At 70.4% G+C, this 13,872-nt stretch carries 9 protein-coding genes, 1 tRNA gene and 1 pseudogene; 9 read left to right on the top strand and 2 right to left on the bottom strand.

Going from position 1 to position 13,872, the window contains the following annotated elements:
• Nucleotides 1-183: 183 nt before the first annotated feature.
• The 6 genes and pseudogenes from K1J60_RS21760 to K1J60_RS21735 all read left to right on the top strand — a co-directional run bounded on the left by K1J60_RS21760 (nucleotide 184) and on the right by K1J60_RS21735 (nucleotide 7,278).
• Nucleotides 184-267 (top strand) — tRNA-Leu (locus K1J60_RS21760).
• Between the two features lie 445 nt (nucleotides 268-712).
• Nucleotides 713-3,523: a beta-L-arabinofuranosidase domain-containing protein gene (locus tag K1J60_RS21755; protein WP_220647662.1), complete on the top strand. Its 2,811-nt coding sequence runs from the start codon at nucleotides 713-715 to the stop codon at nucleotides 3,521-3,523.
• A 67-nt stretch (nucleotides 3,524-3,590) separates the two neighbouring features.
• Nucleotides 3,591-3,958 (top strand): annotated as a pseudogene (locus K1J60_RS21750) (winged helix-turn-helix transcriptional regulator).
• Nucleotides 3,959-4,123: 165 nt separating this feature from the next.
• Complete coding sequence (locus tag K1J60_RS21745; RefSeq protein ID WP_220651618.1) at nucleotides 4,124-5,587, top strand: DUF2252 domain-containing protein; 1,464 nt, start codon at nucleotides 4,124-4,126, stop codon at nucleotides 5,585-5,587.
• A gap of 177 nt (nucleotides 5,588-5,764) precedes the next feature.
• Complete coding sequence (locus K1J60_RS21740; protein ID WP_220647661.1) at nucleotides 5,765-6,760, top strand: hypothetical protein; 996 nt, start codon at nucleotides 5,765-5,767, stop codon at nucleotides 6,758-6,760.
• Nucleotides 6,761-6,948: 188 nt separating this feature from the next.
• Nucleotides 6,949-7,278, top strand: coding sequence for a rhodanese-like domain-containing protein (locus K1J60_RS21735; RefSeq protein WP_220651617.1), 330 nt, complete (start codon nucleotides 6,949-6,951; stop codon nucleotides 7,276-7,278).
• A gap of 81 nt (nucleotides 7,279-7,359) precedes the next feature.
• Here the strand turns inward: K1J60_RS21735 and K1J60_RS21730 are convergent, their stop codons facing one another.
• Entirely contained in the window at nucleotides 7,360-8,502 is a 1,143-nt protein-coding gene (locus K1J60_RS21730) for an acyl-CoA dehydrogenase family protein (protein WP_220647660.1), read from the bottom strand.
• Nucleotides 8,503-8,829: 327 nt separating this feature from the next.
• On the opposite strand from K1J60_RS21730, the gene K1J60_RS21725 reads away from it, so the two are divergent.
• Genes K1J60_RS21725 through K1J60_RS21715 form a run of 3 tightly spaced genes read left to right on the top strand, consistent with a single transcriptional unit; the run spans nucleotide 8,830 to nucleotide 12,046 of the window.
• The gene (locus K1J60_RS21725) at nucleotides 8,830-9,864 is read left to right on the top strand and encodes a DUF5819 family protein (protein WP_220647659.1); all 1,035 of its coding nucleotides are present in this window, start codon (nucleotides 8,830-8,832) and stop codon (nucleotides 9,862-9,864) included.
• 41 nt (nucleotides 9,865-9,905) lie between these two features.
• A complete protein-coding gene (locus K1J60_RS21720) occupies nucleotides 9,906-11,189 on the top strand; it encodes an HTTM domain-containing protein (protein ID WP_220651616.1) in 1,284 nt (427 codons plus the stop codon).
• Nucleotides 11,186-12,046, top strand: coding sequence for a TrmH family RNA methyltransferase (locus K1J60_RS21715; RefSeq protein ID WP_259407855.1), 861 nt, complete (start codon nucleotides 11,186-11,188; stop codon nucleotides 12,044-12,046). The genes K1J60_RS21720 and K1J60_RS21715 overlap by 4 nt, the downstream gene beginning before the upstream one ends.
• Before the next feature lie 41 nt (nucleotides 12,047-12,087).
• Here K1J60_RS21715 and paaN read toward each other — a convergent pair whose 3' ends face one another.
• Nucleotides 12,088-13,794 carry a phenylacetic acid degradation protein PaaN gene (paaN, locus tag K1J60_RS21710; protein ID WP_220647658.1) on the bottom strand — a complete coding sequence of 569 codons (1,707 nt, stop codon included), beginning with the start codon at nucleotides 13,792-13,794 and terminating at the stop codon, nucleotides 12,088-12,090.
• Between the last annotated feature and the right edge of the window lie 78 nt (nucleotides 13,795-13,872).

The following is a 13,872-nucleotide window of genomic DNA, read 5'->3' as shown; positions in this document are numbered from 1 at the left end:
CACTCGTTGATACGTGACAGGAGCGGGCGTGTGTTCGGTCCCTACTGGTCGGCCGGTACCGGTGGTGTGGCGTGGGGTCCACCGCGAACAAGGGATGTGAAGCCACCCTCTCCAGCGTGCTAATCTTCTCGATGTCGGAAGGCCCCAGCGCCGCAAGGAACGGGGCCTGAGGACACACCCAATGCGCGGGTGGCGGAATAGGCAGACGCGCTGGATTCAGGTTCCAGTGCCCGCAAGGGCGTGGGGGTTCAACTCCCCCCTCGCGCACAGCGAAGCGGTCCCATCGTGATCACGATGGGACCGCTTCTTTTTGTCGTCGGACCTGCGTGCTGAGCGGCAGGACTGCTGGCCGTGCGGGGCCCCTGAAGTGTGAGGAGTCTCTCAGGGGATTCGGCAAGGGCTTTCGGCTTCCGGTGGTGCGGGACGGCGTGGGGGCGTGCCGCGCTCGGTATGCGCGGTCGGGGTGCCGGGGGAGTCAGCTAGACGTGAATCGTCGTAGATGTGGACACGAACGATGTTTCACGTGAAACGGTGCCGAGGGCATGCAACTGGCCGTGCGACATGGGTTGTTCGTCTCGGGAAACCCGTCAGAACCGTTGACGCTCGCCTGTCGCATACCTATCTTCTGGTCGGAAATTCGCACAACGTTCGCAATTTCGAACATGATGCTCGCTTTGTCCTACACCCCACTCCTGCCAGAGACGAGGCGCACATGGCACCGCCCCTCTCCAGACGTTTTCTCCTCCAGTCCGCGATTCTTGCCGCGGCCGTACCCGGGGTCTCCCTGGGGACGGGCGGTGGCCGCGCGGTCGCCGCCACGGTCCCGACGCCGTCCACCTGGTCGGTGCGGCCCTTCGAGCTCAAGGACGTGACGCTCGGCCAGGGCCTTTTCGCCGCCAAACGTCAGCTGATGCTCGACCACGGCCGCGGCTACGACGTCGACCGGCTGTTGCAGGTCTTCCGCGCCAACGCGGGACTCTCCACCAAGGGCGCGGTCGCCCCCGGCGGCTGGGAGGGCCTGGACGGCGAGGCCAACGGCAATCTGCGCGGCCATTACACCGGGCACTTCCTGACGATGCTGTCGCAGGCGTACGCGAGCACCGGAGAGCAGGTGTACGCCGACAAGATCCACACCATGGTCGGTGCGCTCACCGAAGTCCGTGAGGCGCTGCGCAAGGATCCACGCATGCTCGCCGTCACCGGGAAATGGGGCGGCGCGCACGAGAACGTCCGTGGCTCGTACCAGTACGTCGACCTGCCGGCCGCTGTGCTCGGCGGTGCCTCGGCGATCACCCTGTCGGTCTGGGTGAAGCCCACCCACAACGGCAACTGGCAGAGGATCTTCGACTTCGGCAACAACACGACCCGGTACATGTACCTGGCCTCCCGCAATGGCAGCGGGGTGCCACGTTTCGCGATCACCACCAGCGGTGCGGGCGGAGAGCAGGCCCTCAACGGCACCGCGGCCCTGCCGCTCAATCAGTGGAGCCACCTGGCCGTCACGATCAGCGGCACCACGGGCACCCTCTATGTCAACGGCACCGCCGTCGCCCAGAGCACCTCGATGACGCTCAACCCGTCCGTCCTGGGCACCCTGACGAACAACTGGCTGGGCCGCTCGAACTACCCCGACGACCCGGTTTTCGCGGGCGCCTTCGACGAGTTCAACGTCTGGTCGAGGGCGCTGACAGCGGCCGAGATCGCCTCGTTGCAGACCAACGAGGCGAAGAAGTCCTCCGCGGGGCTCGGCAACCTCGCGTCCTACTACTTCTTCGCGACCTCCGGCGGCACCTTCGACGATGCCTCCGGACGCGGCCTGACCGCCACGCTGCGCCGCACCTGGGGCGGACCGAGCCACCCCGGTTTCCTCGCCGCGTACCCGGAGACGCAGTTCATCGACCTGGAGACGCGGACCACCGCCGACTACACCAAGGTGTGGGCGCCGTACTACACCGCGCACAAGATCCTCAAGGGCCTGCTCGACGCCTACCTCGCCACGGACGACGCCCGCGCGCTCGATCTGGCCTCCGGCATGTGCGACTGGATGTACTCCCGGCTGTCCAAGCTGCCCGACGCCACGCTGCAGCGGATGTGGGGCATCTTCTCCAGCGGTGAGTTCGGCGGCATCGTCGAGGCGATCGTCGACCTGTACACGATCACTGGCAAGGCCGACCATCTCGCATTGGCCAAGCTGTTCGACCTCGACCGGCTCATCGACGCCTGCGCCGCCGGCACCGACATCCTGGACGGACTTCACGCCAATCAACACATTCCGATCATGACCGGTTACGTCCGGCTGTACGACGCGACGGGCGAGACGCGCTATCTCACCGCCGCGAAGAACTTCTGGGGCATGGTGATCCCGCAGCGCATGTACGGGATCGGCGGCACCAGCACGGCCGAGTTCTGGAAGGCTCGAGGGGTCATCTCGGGAACGATCAGCGACACCAACGCCGAGACCTGCTGCGCGTACAACCTGCTCAAGCTGAGCCGGAGCCTGTTCTTCCACGATCAGGACCCGAAATACATGGACTATTACGAGCGGGCCCTGCTCAACCAGGTCCTCGGCTCCAAGCAGGACAAGGCCGACGCCGAGAAGCCGCTGGTCACGTACTTCATCGGGCTGAAGCCCGGTCATGTCCGCGACTACACCCCCAAGCAGGGCACCACCTGCTGTGAGGGCACCGGCATGGAGAGCGCCACCAAGTACCAGGACTCGGTGTACTTCGCCAAGGCCGACGGCAGCGCGCTGTACGTCAACCTGTACAGCGCGGCCACGCTGAACTGGTCCGCGAAGGGCGTGACGATCGCCCAGAGCACCGACTATCCGCGGGAGCAGGGCTCCACGATCACCGTCGGGGGCGGCAGCGCGGCCTTCGCACTGCGGCTTCGGGTGCCCTCCTGGGCCACCGCCGGTTTCCGGGTGACCGTCAACGGCAGTGCGGTGAGCGGTACTCCGGCAGCGGGGAGCTACTTCACGATCCCCTCCCGCACCTGGCGCGCCGGGGACGTCGTACGTGTGACGATCCCGTTCCGGCTGCGGGTGGAGAAGGCGCTCGACGACCCGTCGCTGCAGACGCTGTTCTACGGACCGGTCAACCTGGTCGGCAGGAGCAGTGCCACGAGCTATCTGCCGGTCGGGCTGTACCGCAACGCGGGGCTCTCCGGTGACCTGTTGCCCTCCCTCGCGCCGGTGAGCGGAAAGCCGCTGCACTACACGTTGGACGGCACCGAATTCGCTCCCTTCCACGAGGGGAGCGAGGATCCGACCCACGCCTACGTCAGGCGCTCCGAGCCGAAGGTCGTCCTCGGAGGCACCGACTCGGGCGTCGCCAACCCGGTGAAGTCCGACGGGACGACCCTGTTGGACGAGATCTGGGCCGGGGCGCCGTTCGCCGACAAGGGTGCGCTGGTGGCGCGGGTGCAGGCGACGGTCGACTCCTGGGTGTCGGCCGGGCTGCTGAGCCAGGGCGACGGCCAGAAGGTGGTGACCACGGCTCAGAACGCCACGTACGCGGCCTGACGGCCCGGGCGTGCGGGTACGCGACGACGCGTGGTCACGAAGGCCCGACCACAAGGGCGGCCGTTCCCTGGCGGGGTGGCCGCCCTTCGGCGCCGGGCCGTGCCGACAGGTCGACGACGGCAGCACCCGGGTGTTCTCCCTGCTCGGCAAGTGCTGGACGGGGCTGATCGTGGCCGCGCTGCTGCCGCACCCGGCCCACTTCGTCGACCTGCGCAGGGCGATCCCCGGGATCAGCGAGCGCATGCTCTCCGACCGGCCCACCGAACTCGGCTCGGCCGGGCTGGTGGTGCGCGAGGTCGACGAAGGGCCGCCGCTGCGTGTGGTCCATCGGCTGACGGCGGCGGGGCGGCGCTGGAGCCGGGGCTCCAAGAACTCCAGGACTGGGCCATGATCCATCTGCCGAAGAGCTGGCCGTGCACGGGGACGGCACGGTAGTGGAGCGGCGGCCGGAACTGGTTTTCCACAGGTGTGGACGGGTGTGGCACGGAGTTGTCCACAGGGTCTGACGCGTTTCGGCCACCGGCTGTACCGTCGTCACGAGTTGATGTTCGTGCGTGGACGGGTGCGGGGGAGGCGGTCGCTGTGACCGAGGTCGGTGTGATGACGGCGGGGGCTGGGTCCGGATCGGAGCCGGCGGGATCAGGGCCGGGCGGGGTGGCGGCCGTGACACCGTCGGCCGCTGCGCGGGTGCCGGCGGTGACGGGGTTCGCTCGGTGGCCCGCGGTGGGGTCGCCCAAGGACGAGGGCAAGGCGCTGCGCACACGGGTGCCCCGTAGTGCGCACGCGGATCTGACGCTCACCACGGACCGTCCGGACGCGGTCTCCGCAGTCGAGGAGTCCAATCGCGGCCGGATCCCCGAGCTCACCCCGATACGGGTCGGCAGGATGTCGGCCAGCCCGTTCGCGTTCCTGCGGGGCTCGGCGGGCCTCATGGCCCATGACCTGGCCCGTACGCCCGTCACCGGCATCGGCGCCCAGATCTGCGGCGACGCCCACGCGGCCAACTTCGGCCTGTACGGGGACGCCCGCGGCGAGCTCGTCATCGACCTCAACGACTTCGACGAGACCGTGCACGGCCCCTGGGAGTGGGACCTCAAGCGCCTCGCCGCCTCGCTGGTGCTCGCCGGCCGAGAAGGGGGCGCCGACGAAGACGTCTGCCGCAAGGCGGCGTACGACGCCACGGGCGCCTACCGGCGCACCATGAGGCTCCTTGCCAAGCTCTCGGCGCTCGACGCGTGGAACGCCATCGCCGACGAGGAACTGGTCTCCTACACCGACGCCCACGACCTGCTGGGCACGCTGGAGCGGGTGGCGGAGAAGGCGCGCGCCAACACGAGCGGCCGTTTCGCGGCCAAGGCGACCCGGCAGGTGGAGGGCGGCGGCCGACACTTCGTGGACGCGCCGCCGGTGCTGCGACGCGTGGACGACAAGGAGGCCGCCGTCGTGGCCACCTCCCTGACGCAGTACCTGACCACGCTCTCGGAGGACCGCCACCCGCTGCTCGCCCGGTACGCCGTGCAGGACGTGGCGTTCCGCGTGGTCGGCACCGGCAGTGTGGGCACCCGCTCGTACGTCGTCCTTCTCCTGGACCACCGCGGTGAACCGCTCGTCCTCCAGGTGAAGGAGGCCCGACCCTCCGCACTCGAACCGCACCTGCCGACCGTCGGCTTCGAGGTGCCGGAGGTGGACCACGAGGGGCGCCGGGTGGTCCTCGGTCAGAAGCGTATGCAGGTCGTCAGCGACATACTGCTGGGCTGGACCACGGTCGACGGACACCCTTTCCAGGTACGCCAGTTCCGCAACCGCAAGGGCAGTGTCGACCCCGCCGCCCTGGCCGCCGACCAGCTCGACGACTACGGCCGCATGACGGGCGCCCTCCTCGCCCGCGCCCACGCCCACAGCGCCGACCCCCGCCTTCTCGCCGGCTACTGCGGCAAGAACGACGAACTCGACGAGGCGACGGCCACGTTCGCCGTCACCTACGCGGACCGCACGGAGGCGGACCACGCGGACCTGGTGGCGGCGGTGCGGGCAGGGCGGATCGCGGCGGAGACGGGGGTCTGAGGGCAGGGTGGATCTCTGAGGGCAGGATGGATCGTGGAGGGGAGGGTGTGAGGGCAGGGGTGACGGGGGCGGGCCGATAGGGCGGCCAGGGGTGTCCGAGTGTTCGCAAGGATGCGCGAAGGCCAGGTGTCCGGTGGCTTTCGGTTCGGCCGGGAGCCGTGGCCTAGGCTGGGTCGGGTGACGACCCCGGAAGCCGACCAGACACCGTCCGAGCGCTCTGCCGAGCCCGTGGAGACCGCGAGGCCCGACGCGAGTACCGAGCCCGGCGAGGCGACGCCGTCCGCCGAGGGCGACACGTCTGCTGAGGCCCCGGTGGCTGACGAGGCGCCGGTGTCCGCTGAGGGCCCGGCATCCGCCGACGGTGCGGGTGACGCCGGGGGCACGAGTTCCGGGCGGCCCGAGGAGCGGCTGGAGCGGGCCGTGCGGGCGGCCGAGCAGGCGTTGATCGAGTACGAGATCGCCGTGGAGACGTTCCGGGTCGAGGTCGAGAACTTCTCCCGGTTGCATCACCAGAAGCTCGGTCCCGTGTACGCGCGGCTGGACGAGCTGGACGCTCAGATCGCCGAGGCGAAGGCGGCGCGCACCGGTGACCCCGAGGACGTGCGCAAGGCGCAGGAAGCGCGAGCTCGGGTCATGCCCATGCCGGGCGTGGAGGAGTTGTTCCACGGCTGGATGGACTCGGAGGGCCTGTTCCCCGAGGCGGCGGCCATGCTCACCGACCAGCCCGTACGGTCCCCGGAAAGGGTGCGCCCGAGTGACGAGGCCCGCAGGCTCTACCGCGAACTGGTTCGCAAGGCACACCCCGATCTGGCGCGTGACGACGAGGAGCGGGAACGGCGGGACGAGTTCATAGCCCGGGTGAACGCCGCGTACGGCCGTGGCGACGAGGTGCTGCTGCGGGAGCTGTCCGAGGAGTGGGCGGCCGGGCCCGTGCCGGAGGAGCGCAGGCCGAGTCGTGCCGAGGAGCTGTACGCCCGGCTGGAATGGCTCGCCCAGCGCAAGGAGCTTCTCGCGCTCCTCGCCCGTGAGCTGGAAGAAGGCGCCATCGGCTCGATGCTCCGCCTCGCGCCGGACGACCCGGACCGCCTCCTCGACGAGATCGCCGACCAGTTGCTGGCGGAGGTCGAACAGCGTGAGGCGGAGCTGGCGGGGTTGGTCGGCCAGGACGGGTAGGGAGGGCAGGACCGTCGGGGGCGGTTGCGGCGGCTGAGGCGTTTGCAGTGGCTGAGGCGGGGCGGTCGGTCTGCCCGGGGGCGGCCCTGTCCGCTTGCTCCGACTGATGGGACCGCTCGGGCCGCCGAGGGCTTCGGACGTCGGCCGTTCGGTCGGGTAGCGTCGGAGGCATGCATTTCGGAGCGGGTGTGCCCACGGTCGAGGTCGGAGACCTCAAGGACGACGACTTCCTGCTGGACGTCCGGGAGGACGACGAGTGGCAGGCGGGTCATGCCGAAGGGGCGCTGCACATCCCCATCAGCGAGTTCGTGGCGCGCTACGGCGAGCTCACCGAGGCGGCGCCGCAGGACGGCAGGGTCCATGTGATCTGCCGCTCGGGCGGGCGTTCGGCGCAGGTCACCAACTATCTCGTCCAGCGGGGCATCGACGCCGTGAACGTCGACGGTGGCATGCAGGTGTGGGCGGCCCTCGGCCGTCCGGTGGTGGACGACAAGGGCGGGGCGGGCTTCGTTCTCTAGGGGACGCGGCGGGTCGGGGCGCGCGGAGAGAGCGTGCGGATCGGACGTGCGCGCCCCGCGTCGAGGTCTGCGTGTGACGCCTCAGCTCATGGGGTGTGCCGCCAGAAGGTCCCCGAGGGCCTCCTCGTGGGCCGCTGCGGGCCCCAGCGACAGTTCGAGCTGCTTGGCCCAGGCGTGATAGCGGTGCAGGGGATAGTCGACGTCGGCGCCGAAGCCCCCGTGCAGATGCTGTGCGGTCTGTACCACCCGTCGTACCCCCTCCGAGGCCCAGATCTTGGCCACGGCGACATCTCCGGAGGCGGGCAGCGCACCTCCCGCGCCCGAGGTGATGCGCCAGGCGGCCTGCCACAGCGTCGCCTCCATCGCGCGCAGGTCGATGAAGCGGTCGGCGGCCTGTACGGCGACGGCCTGGAACGAGGCGATCGGGAAGCCGAACTGTTCGCGCTTGCCGGCGTACTCACTGGTCATGCCGAGGACCCTTTCGCCCAGGCCGAGCGCCAGCGCGCATGTGCCGGTGGCCAGCAGCTCCCGCAGCCGTTCCCACGCGCCCTCCGCGTCGAGGACATCCCGGTCGGCGACCCGTGTCGCGTCCAGGCGCAGCTCCGCGAGCCGTTCACCGGTGGTGGAGATCTGCTCGGCGAGCGTCACCCCTGCGTGGAGGCGGGGGACGAGGGCGAGCACGGCACGGCCGTCGGCGGCCGCGACCGTGGCGGGGACGACGATGAAGTCCGCGTTGTGGGCCCAGGGCACCGCCGTCTGCACGCCGTCCAGGACCCAGACGCCGCCTTCGTCCCGGCGGGCGGTCACGGCGAGTTCGGCCGGATCGTGGCCCGTGCGGCCGTGCGCGGCGACGGTCAGGACGACCTCGCCCCTGCCGACGCGCGCGAGCAGCTCCGCCTTCAGCTCCTCGCTCCCATGGGCCTGCACCGACACGGCCGCCGCGCTGTTCTCCAGCAGTGGCCCCCTGGCCAGCACCTTCGCCGACTCGCGCAGGACCAGGCACAGCGCGATCGGGTCGAGCCCCGACCCTCCGTACGCGGGGTCGAGCAACAGGCTGAGCAGGTCCGCGTCGGCGAGCTTCGCCCACAGAGCCCGGTCGAAGTCGTCGGCCACCGCCCCCGGCACGAGCGACGGGCTGGGCACACCGTCCGGCGCGACCCCGGCGAACACCGCCCTCGCCGCCTCGGCCGCCGCCTGCTGCTCCTCGGTGAACGTGAAGTCCACGGTCCCGCCCCTTCCGTTTCGCCGATGACGGGGCGTCAAGATAGAACAGGTTCTAGAAGAAGGGAATGGTGTGAGGGGGCCGAGGCAGTGGCCGGGCGACGAAGGCCAGGTCGGACAGGCGGGGGCGTGGTCGGGGCGGCTGTCGGAAGAGAAGCGGGCCACACCGCGCCGTAAGGTGTCCCCCGCTGTGGATAACCTCATGGGTGCCGTGTGAGCGGTGTGACGATGTGACTGCTGTGGCCATTCGGGGCTGTGCCGGAGGAGTGCGGCTGAGTAAGTTCCGGTGGGGAAGTCGACCGGGTAGTGGAAATCGGGGAGCTGGGCGCAATGGACGCGAACGACGAGGTCTCGAACGCCCAGCGAGGGCGGGACGAGCCCGAGGGCGACGCGGCCTCCGCGAGCGATACGCCGCCGAGGGGGCGGCCGGCCGGTGAGACCCCGGCCCCGAGCGTCCTGCCTCCACCCCTGCCTCTGCCTCGGTCACCATCGGATTCGTTGTCGGGATCACCGGGATCACCGGGATCACCGGGATCACCGGGATCACCGGTTTCGCCGTCAGGGTCGGATGTGTCATCGGGGCCACCGGACGATTCGCCGGCGGAGTCGTTCCCGCACTCGCGACCGGAGCAGATAGCCGGGCCGGCGCAGCCGGCCTCCGGTATCGCCGCGCTGACGCTGCCGTACCAGATCGCCGTGGCGCTGGTGCTCGCCATCGTGGCCGTGGCGACCTGTGCGCATCTCGGGCTGGTGTTTCTGCACATAGCGCCCTCGAACACGTTGACGAAGCAGCACGGCCGGGCGGTGGACGAATGGGTCTACCCGGAGTTCGAGCAGAACTGGAAGCTGTTCGCCCCGAACCCGCTGCAGCAGAACATCGCGGTGCAGGCGCGCGCCGAGGTCCGCACCGCTGACGGAGAGGTGCGCACGACCGGTTGGTACGACCTGTCGGCGCTGGACGGCGCCGCGATCGACCACAATCCGGTGCCCAGCCACACCCAGCAGAACGAACTGCGCCGGGCCTGGGACTTCTACACCGCCACGCACGACGGTGAGCACCGCGCCACCTCGTCGCGCGGCGATCTGTCCGAGCGCTATGTGCGCCGCATCGTCGTGATGCGCCTCGACCGTGAGCAGGCCGACGGCCCCGGCGGTGAGATCGAGCGGATCCAGCTCCGGTCCCGTACCACCAATGTGCCGCCGCCCGAGTGGAGCGAGGAAAAGGTGACCGACAAGCCCGTCGTCCGTGAGCTGCCCTGGTGGTCGGTGACCGACGACGACCGGACGGACGCTGCGGCCGACGCGGCCGACGCGGCCGACGCCGACCGGGCCGCCACCGGCCGGACGGAGGCCGGCGCCGGATGAGTTCCATGATCCCGCCCCACCCGGTGCCGCCGGTGAGCCCCATGGGCCGCCTCGTCGCGGCGACGGCCAACGGCATCACCCGTGTCACCGATCGTGCGCTGGGCCCGTACCAGAGCGCGATCATCCGTATCGGCTTCTCCGCGACCTGGCTGCTGTTCCTGTTGCGCGAGTTTCCGCACCGGCGCGAACTGTACGGCCCGGACGGGCCCTGGAGCTGGGAGCTGGCCCAGCGGCTGATCGCGGACAACGACGCCTTCACGGTGCTGATGTGGTCCGACAGCATGGTGTGGTTCGAGATCGTCTACGCCGTCGCCATCCTGTCGACCTTCCTGCTGCTGCTCGGCTGGCGCACCCGCGCCGTGAGCGTCCTCTTCATGGTGGGCGTCCTCTCGCTGCAGAACCGCAGCGTCTTCATGGGGGACGGCGGCGACAACGTCATCCACCTCATGGCGATCTATCTCGTCTTCGTCCGCTGTGCCCAGGTCTGGTCGCTGGACGCACGGCGTGCACGGCGCGTGCGCGAGCGCCTGGAACGGGACGGCGGAGCGCGGGAGGACCTGGCCGGCCCCCTCCTGTGGGGTGTGCTCGGCTTCGCGCTGCTGGTGTCGACGTTCGGTGGTCTCGTCCCCGGGGGCCTGCTGGGCGGCTGGCTCACGTTCTTCTGGGGGCTGTGGGCGGTGCACGGCCTGTGGTGGGCCGCCGGACGCATCGAGTCGGACACCAAGCCGCGTGCGCTGCTCGACATCGTCGGAAATCTCGCGCACAACGCCGCCCTGGTCGTGATCATGGCAGAGGCGTGTCTGATCTACGCGGCGGCCGGCTGGTACAAGATCCAGGGCTCGCGCTGGCAGGACGGCACGGCCGCCTACTACCCGTTCCACCTGGACTACTTCTCGCCCTGGGCCGCGCTCTCCGACCTGATGTCGTCCAGCGGCACGATGGTGATGCTGGTGACCTACGGGACGGTGATCGTGCAGGTCGCCTTCCCGTTCACGCTCTTCAACCGGCGGGTCAAGAACATCCTGCTGGCGGTCATGATCACCGAGCACGCCGTGATCGCCGTCGTGCTGGGGCTGCCGTTCTTCTCGCTCGCGATGATCGCCGCCGACGCCGTCTTCCTGCCGACGCCCTTCCTGAAGCGTCTGGGTGGCCTGGTGGCACGCGCGCGTGACCGCGTCGTGCGTCGTGTGCCGCCGGGGAGCGGCCGTACGATCCCGGGCCCGCGCGGCCCGGGACAGCCTTCGCTCACCCAGGAGAAGCGGGAGAAGGGGGAGAGGCAGGAGGAGGGGGAGGCGGAGCAGCCCCACGTAGGCTTCACCGCATGAACGATCCGGTGAGCGCACCAGCGGACGGACCGGCCGACGGGCCGGCATACGGACCGCTGGACGGAGTGGCACACCGACCGGTGGTCGACGCCGTGAGTGGACCGCAAGCACGGCCGGTCGGTGACCCCGTGCGAGCCTGGCGCCGCCTGGTCGACACCGCCGTCCTGCTGGACGGTTTCCACACGCTCAAGCACGCCGTGCGCTTCGGCGCCGAGGTTCCGGTGGCCGTCACCGTGGACCGCGCGGCGGCGCTCGCCCTCGCCGACGACTTGGCCCCGGACGTCCAGGACCGGCTCGCGGGCCTCCTCCACGAGGTCCCGGAGGAGACGTACCGGAGCCTCGTGGCCCGCCCGCACCCCACTGCCGTCGCCGCCCTCGCCGTACGCCCCTCGCGCGCGGCCCATCTGGCGGCGCTCGCCCGTACGCCGCGCACCACCCCGGTCGTCGTCCTCGACAACCCGCGCAACCTGGGCAACGCGGGGGCCGTGATCCGGCTGGCGGCCGGTTTCGGCGCGACCGGCGTGGTCACCACGGGCACCTTGGATCCCTGGCACCCCACTGTCGTGCGCGGTGGGGCGGGCCTGCACTTCGCGACCGCCGTCGAACGCCTGAGTGTGGCCGATCTGCCCCCGGGCCCCCTCTTCGCGCTCGATCCCGAGGGCGACGACATCCGGGGGCTGAAGCTCCCGGACGACGCCGTCCTGGCCTTCGGCTCCGAACGCAGCGGTCTCTCCGCCGAACTGCGCTCCCGTGCCGACCACTTGCTGGCGCTCCCCATGCGTCCCCAGGTCTCCAGCTACAACCTGGCGACGAGCGTGGCGATGACGCTGTACCACTGGAGCGCGGGCGCCTTCTGAGGCGGCGGCGCTGAGGCAGCGCCCTCCAGGGGCGCGGGCCTCTACGCCTCGCGCCGGACCTCCACCACCCGGAAACGGTTGGCCACGAACGCCCCGTCGCACAACGCCGCGTTCGCCGCCGGATTCCCGCCGGAGCCGTGGAAGTCCGAAAAGGCCGCGGTCTGGTTCACGTAGACCCCGCCCGTGAGGTTCAGCGACAGCTGCGCGCACTCCTCCAGGCAGACCTCCTCGACGGCCTCGGCCACCTCGTCGGAGGTCGTGTAGGCGCCGACGGTCATCGCGCCCTTCTCGGCGATGGTCCGGCGAAGCAGGTCCAACCCGTCCGCCACCGAGTCGACCGCGACGGCGAACGACACCGGGCCGAAGCACTCGCTCATGTACGCGGCCTCGTCGTCGGTCCGCTCCCAGTACTTCCGCGCGCCGTCGAGCTTCACGATCACCGGCGTCCGGACGACCGCGTCCGGGAACTCGGGGTGGGTGATCTCCCGTGCGGCGAGCGCGACTTCGCCGAGTGAGGCGGCCGCTTCGAGACGGGCCTTGACGTCGGGGTTGACGATCGCGCCGAGCAGCGCGTTCGCGCGCGCGTCGTCGCCCAGCAGGCCGGCGACCGACTTGGCGAGATCGTTGACGACCTCCTCGTAGGACTTGGCGCCCTCGTCGGTGGTGATGCCGTCGCGGGGGATGAGCACGTTCTGCGGGGTGGTGCACATCTGGCCGCTGTACAGGGACAGGGAGAAGGCCAGATTGGAGAGCATGCCCTTGTAGTCGTCGGTGGAGTCGACGAGCACCGTGTTGACGCCGGCCTTCTCCGTGTAGACCTCCGCCTGGCGGGCGTTGGCCTCCAGCCAGTCGCCGAAGGACGTGGAGCCGGTGTAGTCGATGATGCGGATCTCGGGGCGAGTGGCCAGGTCCTTGGCGATGCCCTCGCCGGGGCGTTCGGCGGCCAGCGCGACCAGGTTCGGGTCGAAACCGGTCTCGGCGAGGACCTCGCGGGCGACCCGGACCGTGAGGGCGAGCGGCAGTACCGCGCGCGGGTGGGGCTTCACGAGGACCGCGTTGCCGGTGGCGAGGGAGGCGAACAGGCCGGGGTAGCCGTTCCATGTCGGGAAGGTGTTGCAGCCGATGACGAGGGCGATGCCGCGCGGGACGGGCTTGAACTTCTTGGTGAGCGCGAGCGGGTCGCGCTTGCCCTGGGGCTTGCTCCACGCCGCCTCGTCCGGGGTGCGGACCTGCTCCGCGTACGCGTAGGCCACCGCCTCCAGGCCTCGGTCCTGGGCGTGCGGACCGCCGGCCTGGAACGCCATCATGAAGGCCTGGCCGCTGGTGTGCATGACGGCGTGGGCGAACTCGTGGGTGCGGTCGCTGATGCGCTTGAGGATCTCCAGACACACCGCCGCGCGCGCTTCGGCGCCCGCGTCGCGCCACGCGCGCTGCCCGGCCTTCATGGCCGGCAGCAGCGTGTCCACGTCCGCGTGCGGGTAGGTGACGCCCAGCTCGATGCCGTACGGGGAGATCTCGCCGCCCACCCAGTCGTCGGTGCCGGGCTGGGCGAGGTCGAGGCGGGTGCCGAGCAGGGCGTCGAAGGCGGCCTTGCCCTCGGCCATGCCCAGGCTGCCGTTCTCGCCGTATGCCTTGGGGTGCTCGGGGTGGGGCGACCAGTACGCGCGGGTGCGGATCGCTTCCAGGGCCTGGTCGAGGGTGGGCCGGTGCTTGGCGATCAGGGCGTGCGCGGACGGTTCGGCGGCCATGCTTGACCAACTCCTCACGTCAGGAGCTCTTCATCGAGTCCTGACCTGGGCAGGAACAGGCGGACAGAGTTAGAGTAA

This window comes from Streptomyces akebiae (genome assembly GCF_019599145.1).
Lineage (GTDB): Bacteria > Actinomycetota > Actinomycetes > Streptomycetales > Streptomycetaceae > Streptomyces > Streptomyces akebiae.
Note: the sequence above shows the minus strand (reverse complement) of the source record. Positions and strands in the feature narration are given on the sequence as shown.

What these genes read in the sequence shown, in the direction of transcription:
- K1J60_RS21755 (WP_220647662.1), top strand. Translation starts at nt 713, where the DNA reads ATGGCACCGCCCCTCTCCAGACGTTTTCTCCTCCAGTCCGCGATTCTT.
- K1J60_RS21745 (WP_220651618.1), top strand. Translation starts at nt 4,124, where the DNA reads ATGACGGCGGGGGCTGGGTCCGGATCGGAGCCGGCGGGATCAGGGCCG.
- K1J60_RS21725 (WP_220647659.1), top strand. Translation starts at nt 8,830, where the DNA reads ATGGACGCGAACGACGAGGTCTCGAACGCCCAGCGAGGGCGGGACGAG.
- K1J60_RS21720 (WP_220651616.1), top strand. Translation starts at nt 9,906, where the DNA reads ATGGGCCGCCTCGTCGCGGCGACGGCCAACGGCATCACCCGTGTCACC.
- K1J60_RS21715 (WP_259407855.1), top strand. Translation starts at nt 11,186, where the DNA reads ATGAACGATCCGGTGAGCGCACCAGCGGACGGACCGGCCGACGGGCCG.
- paaN (WP_220647658.1), bottom strand. Translation starts at nt 13,794, where the DNA reads ATGGCCGCCGAACCGTCCGCGCACGCCCTGATCGCCAAGCACCGGCCC.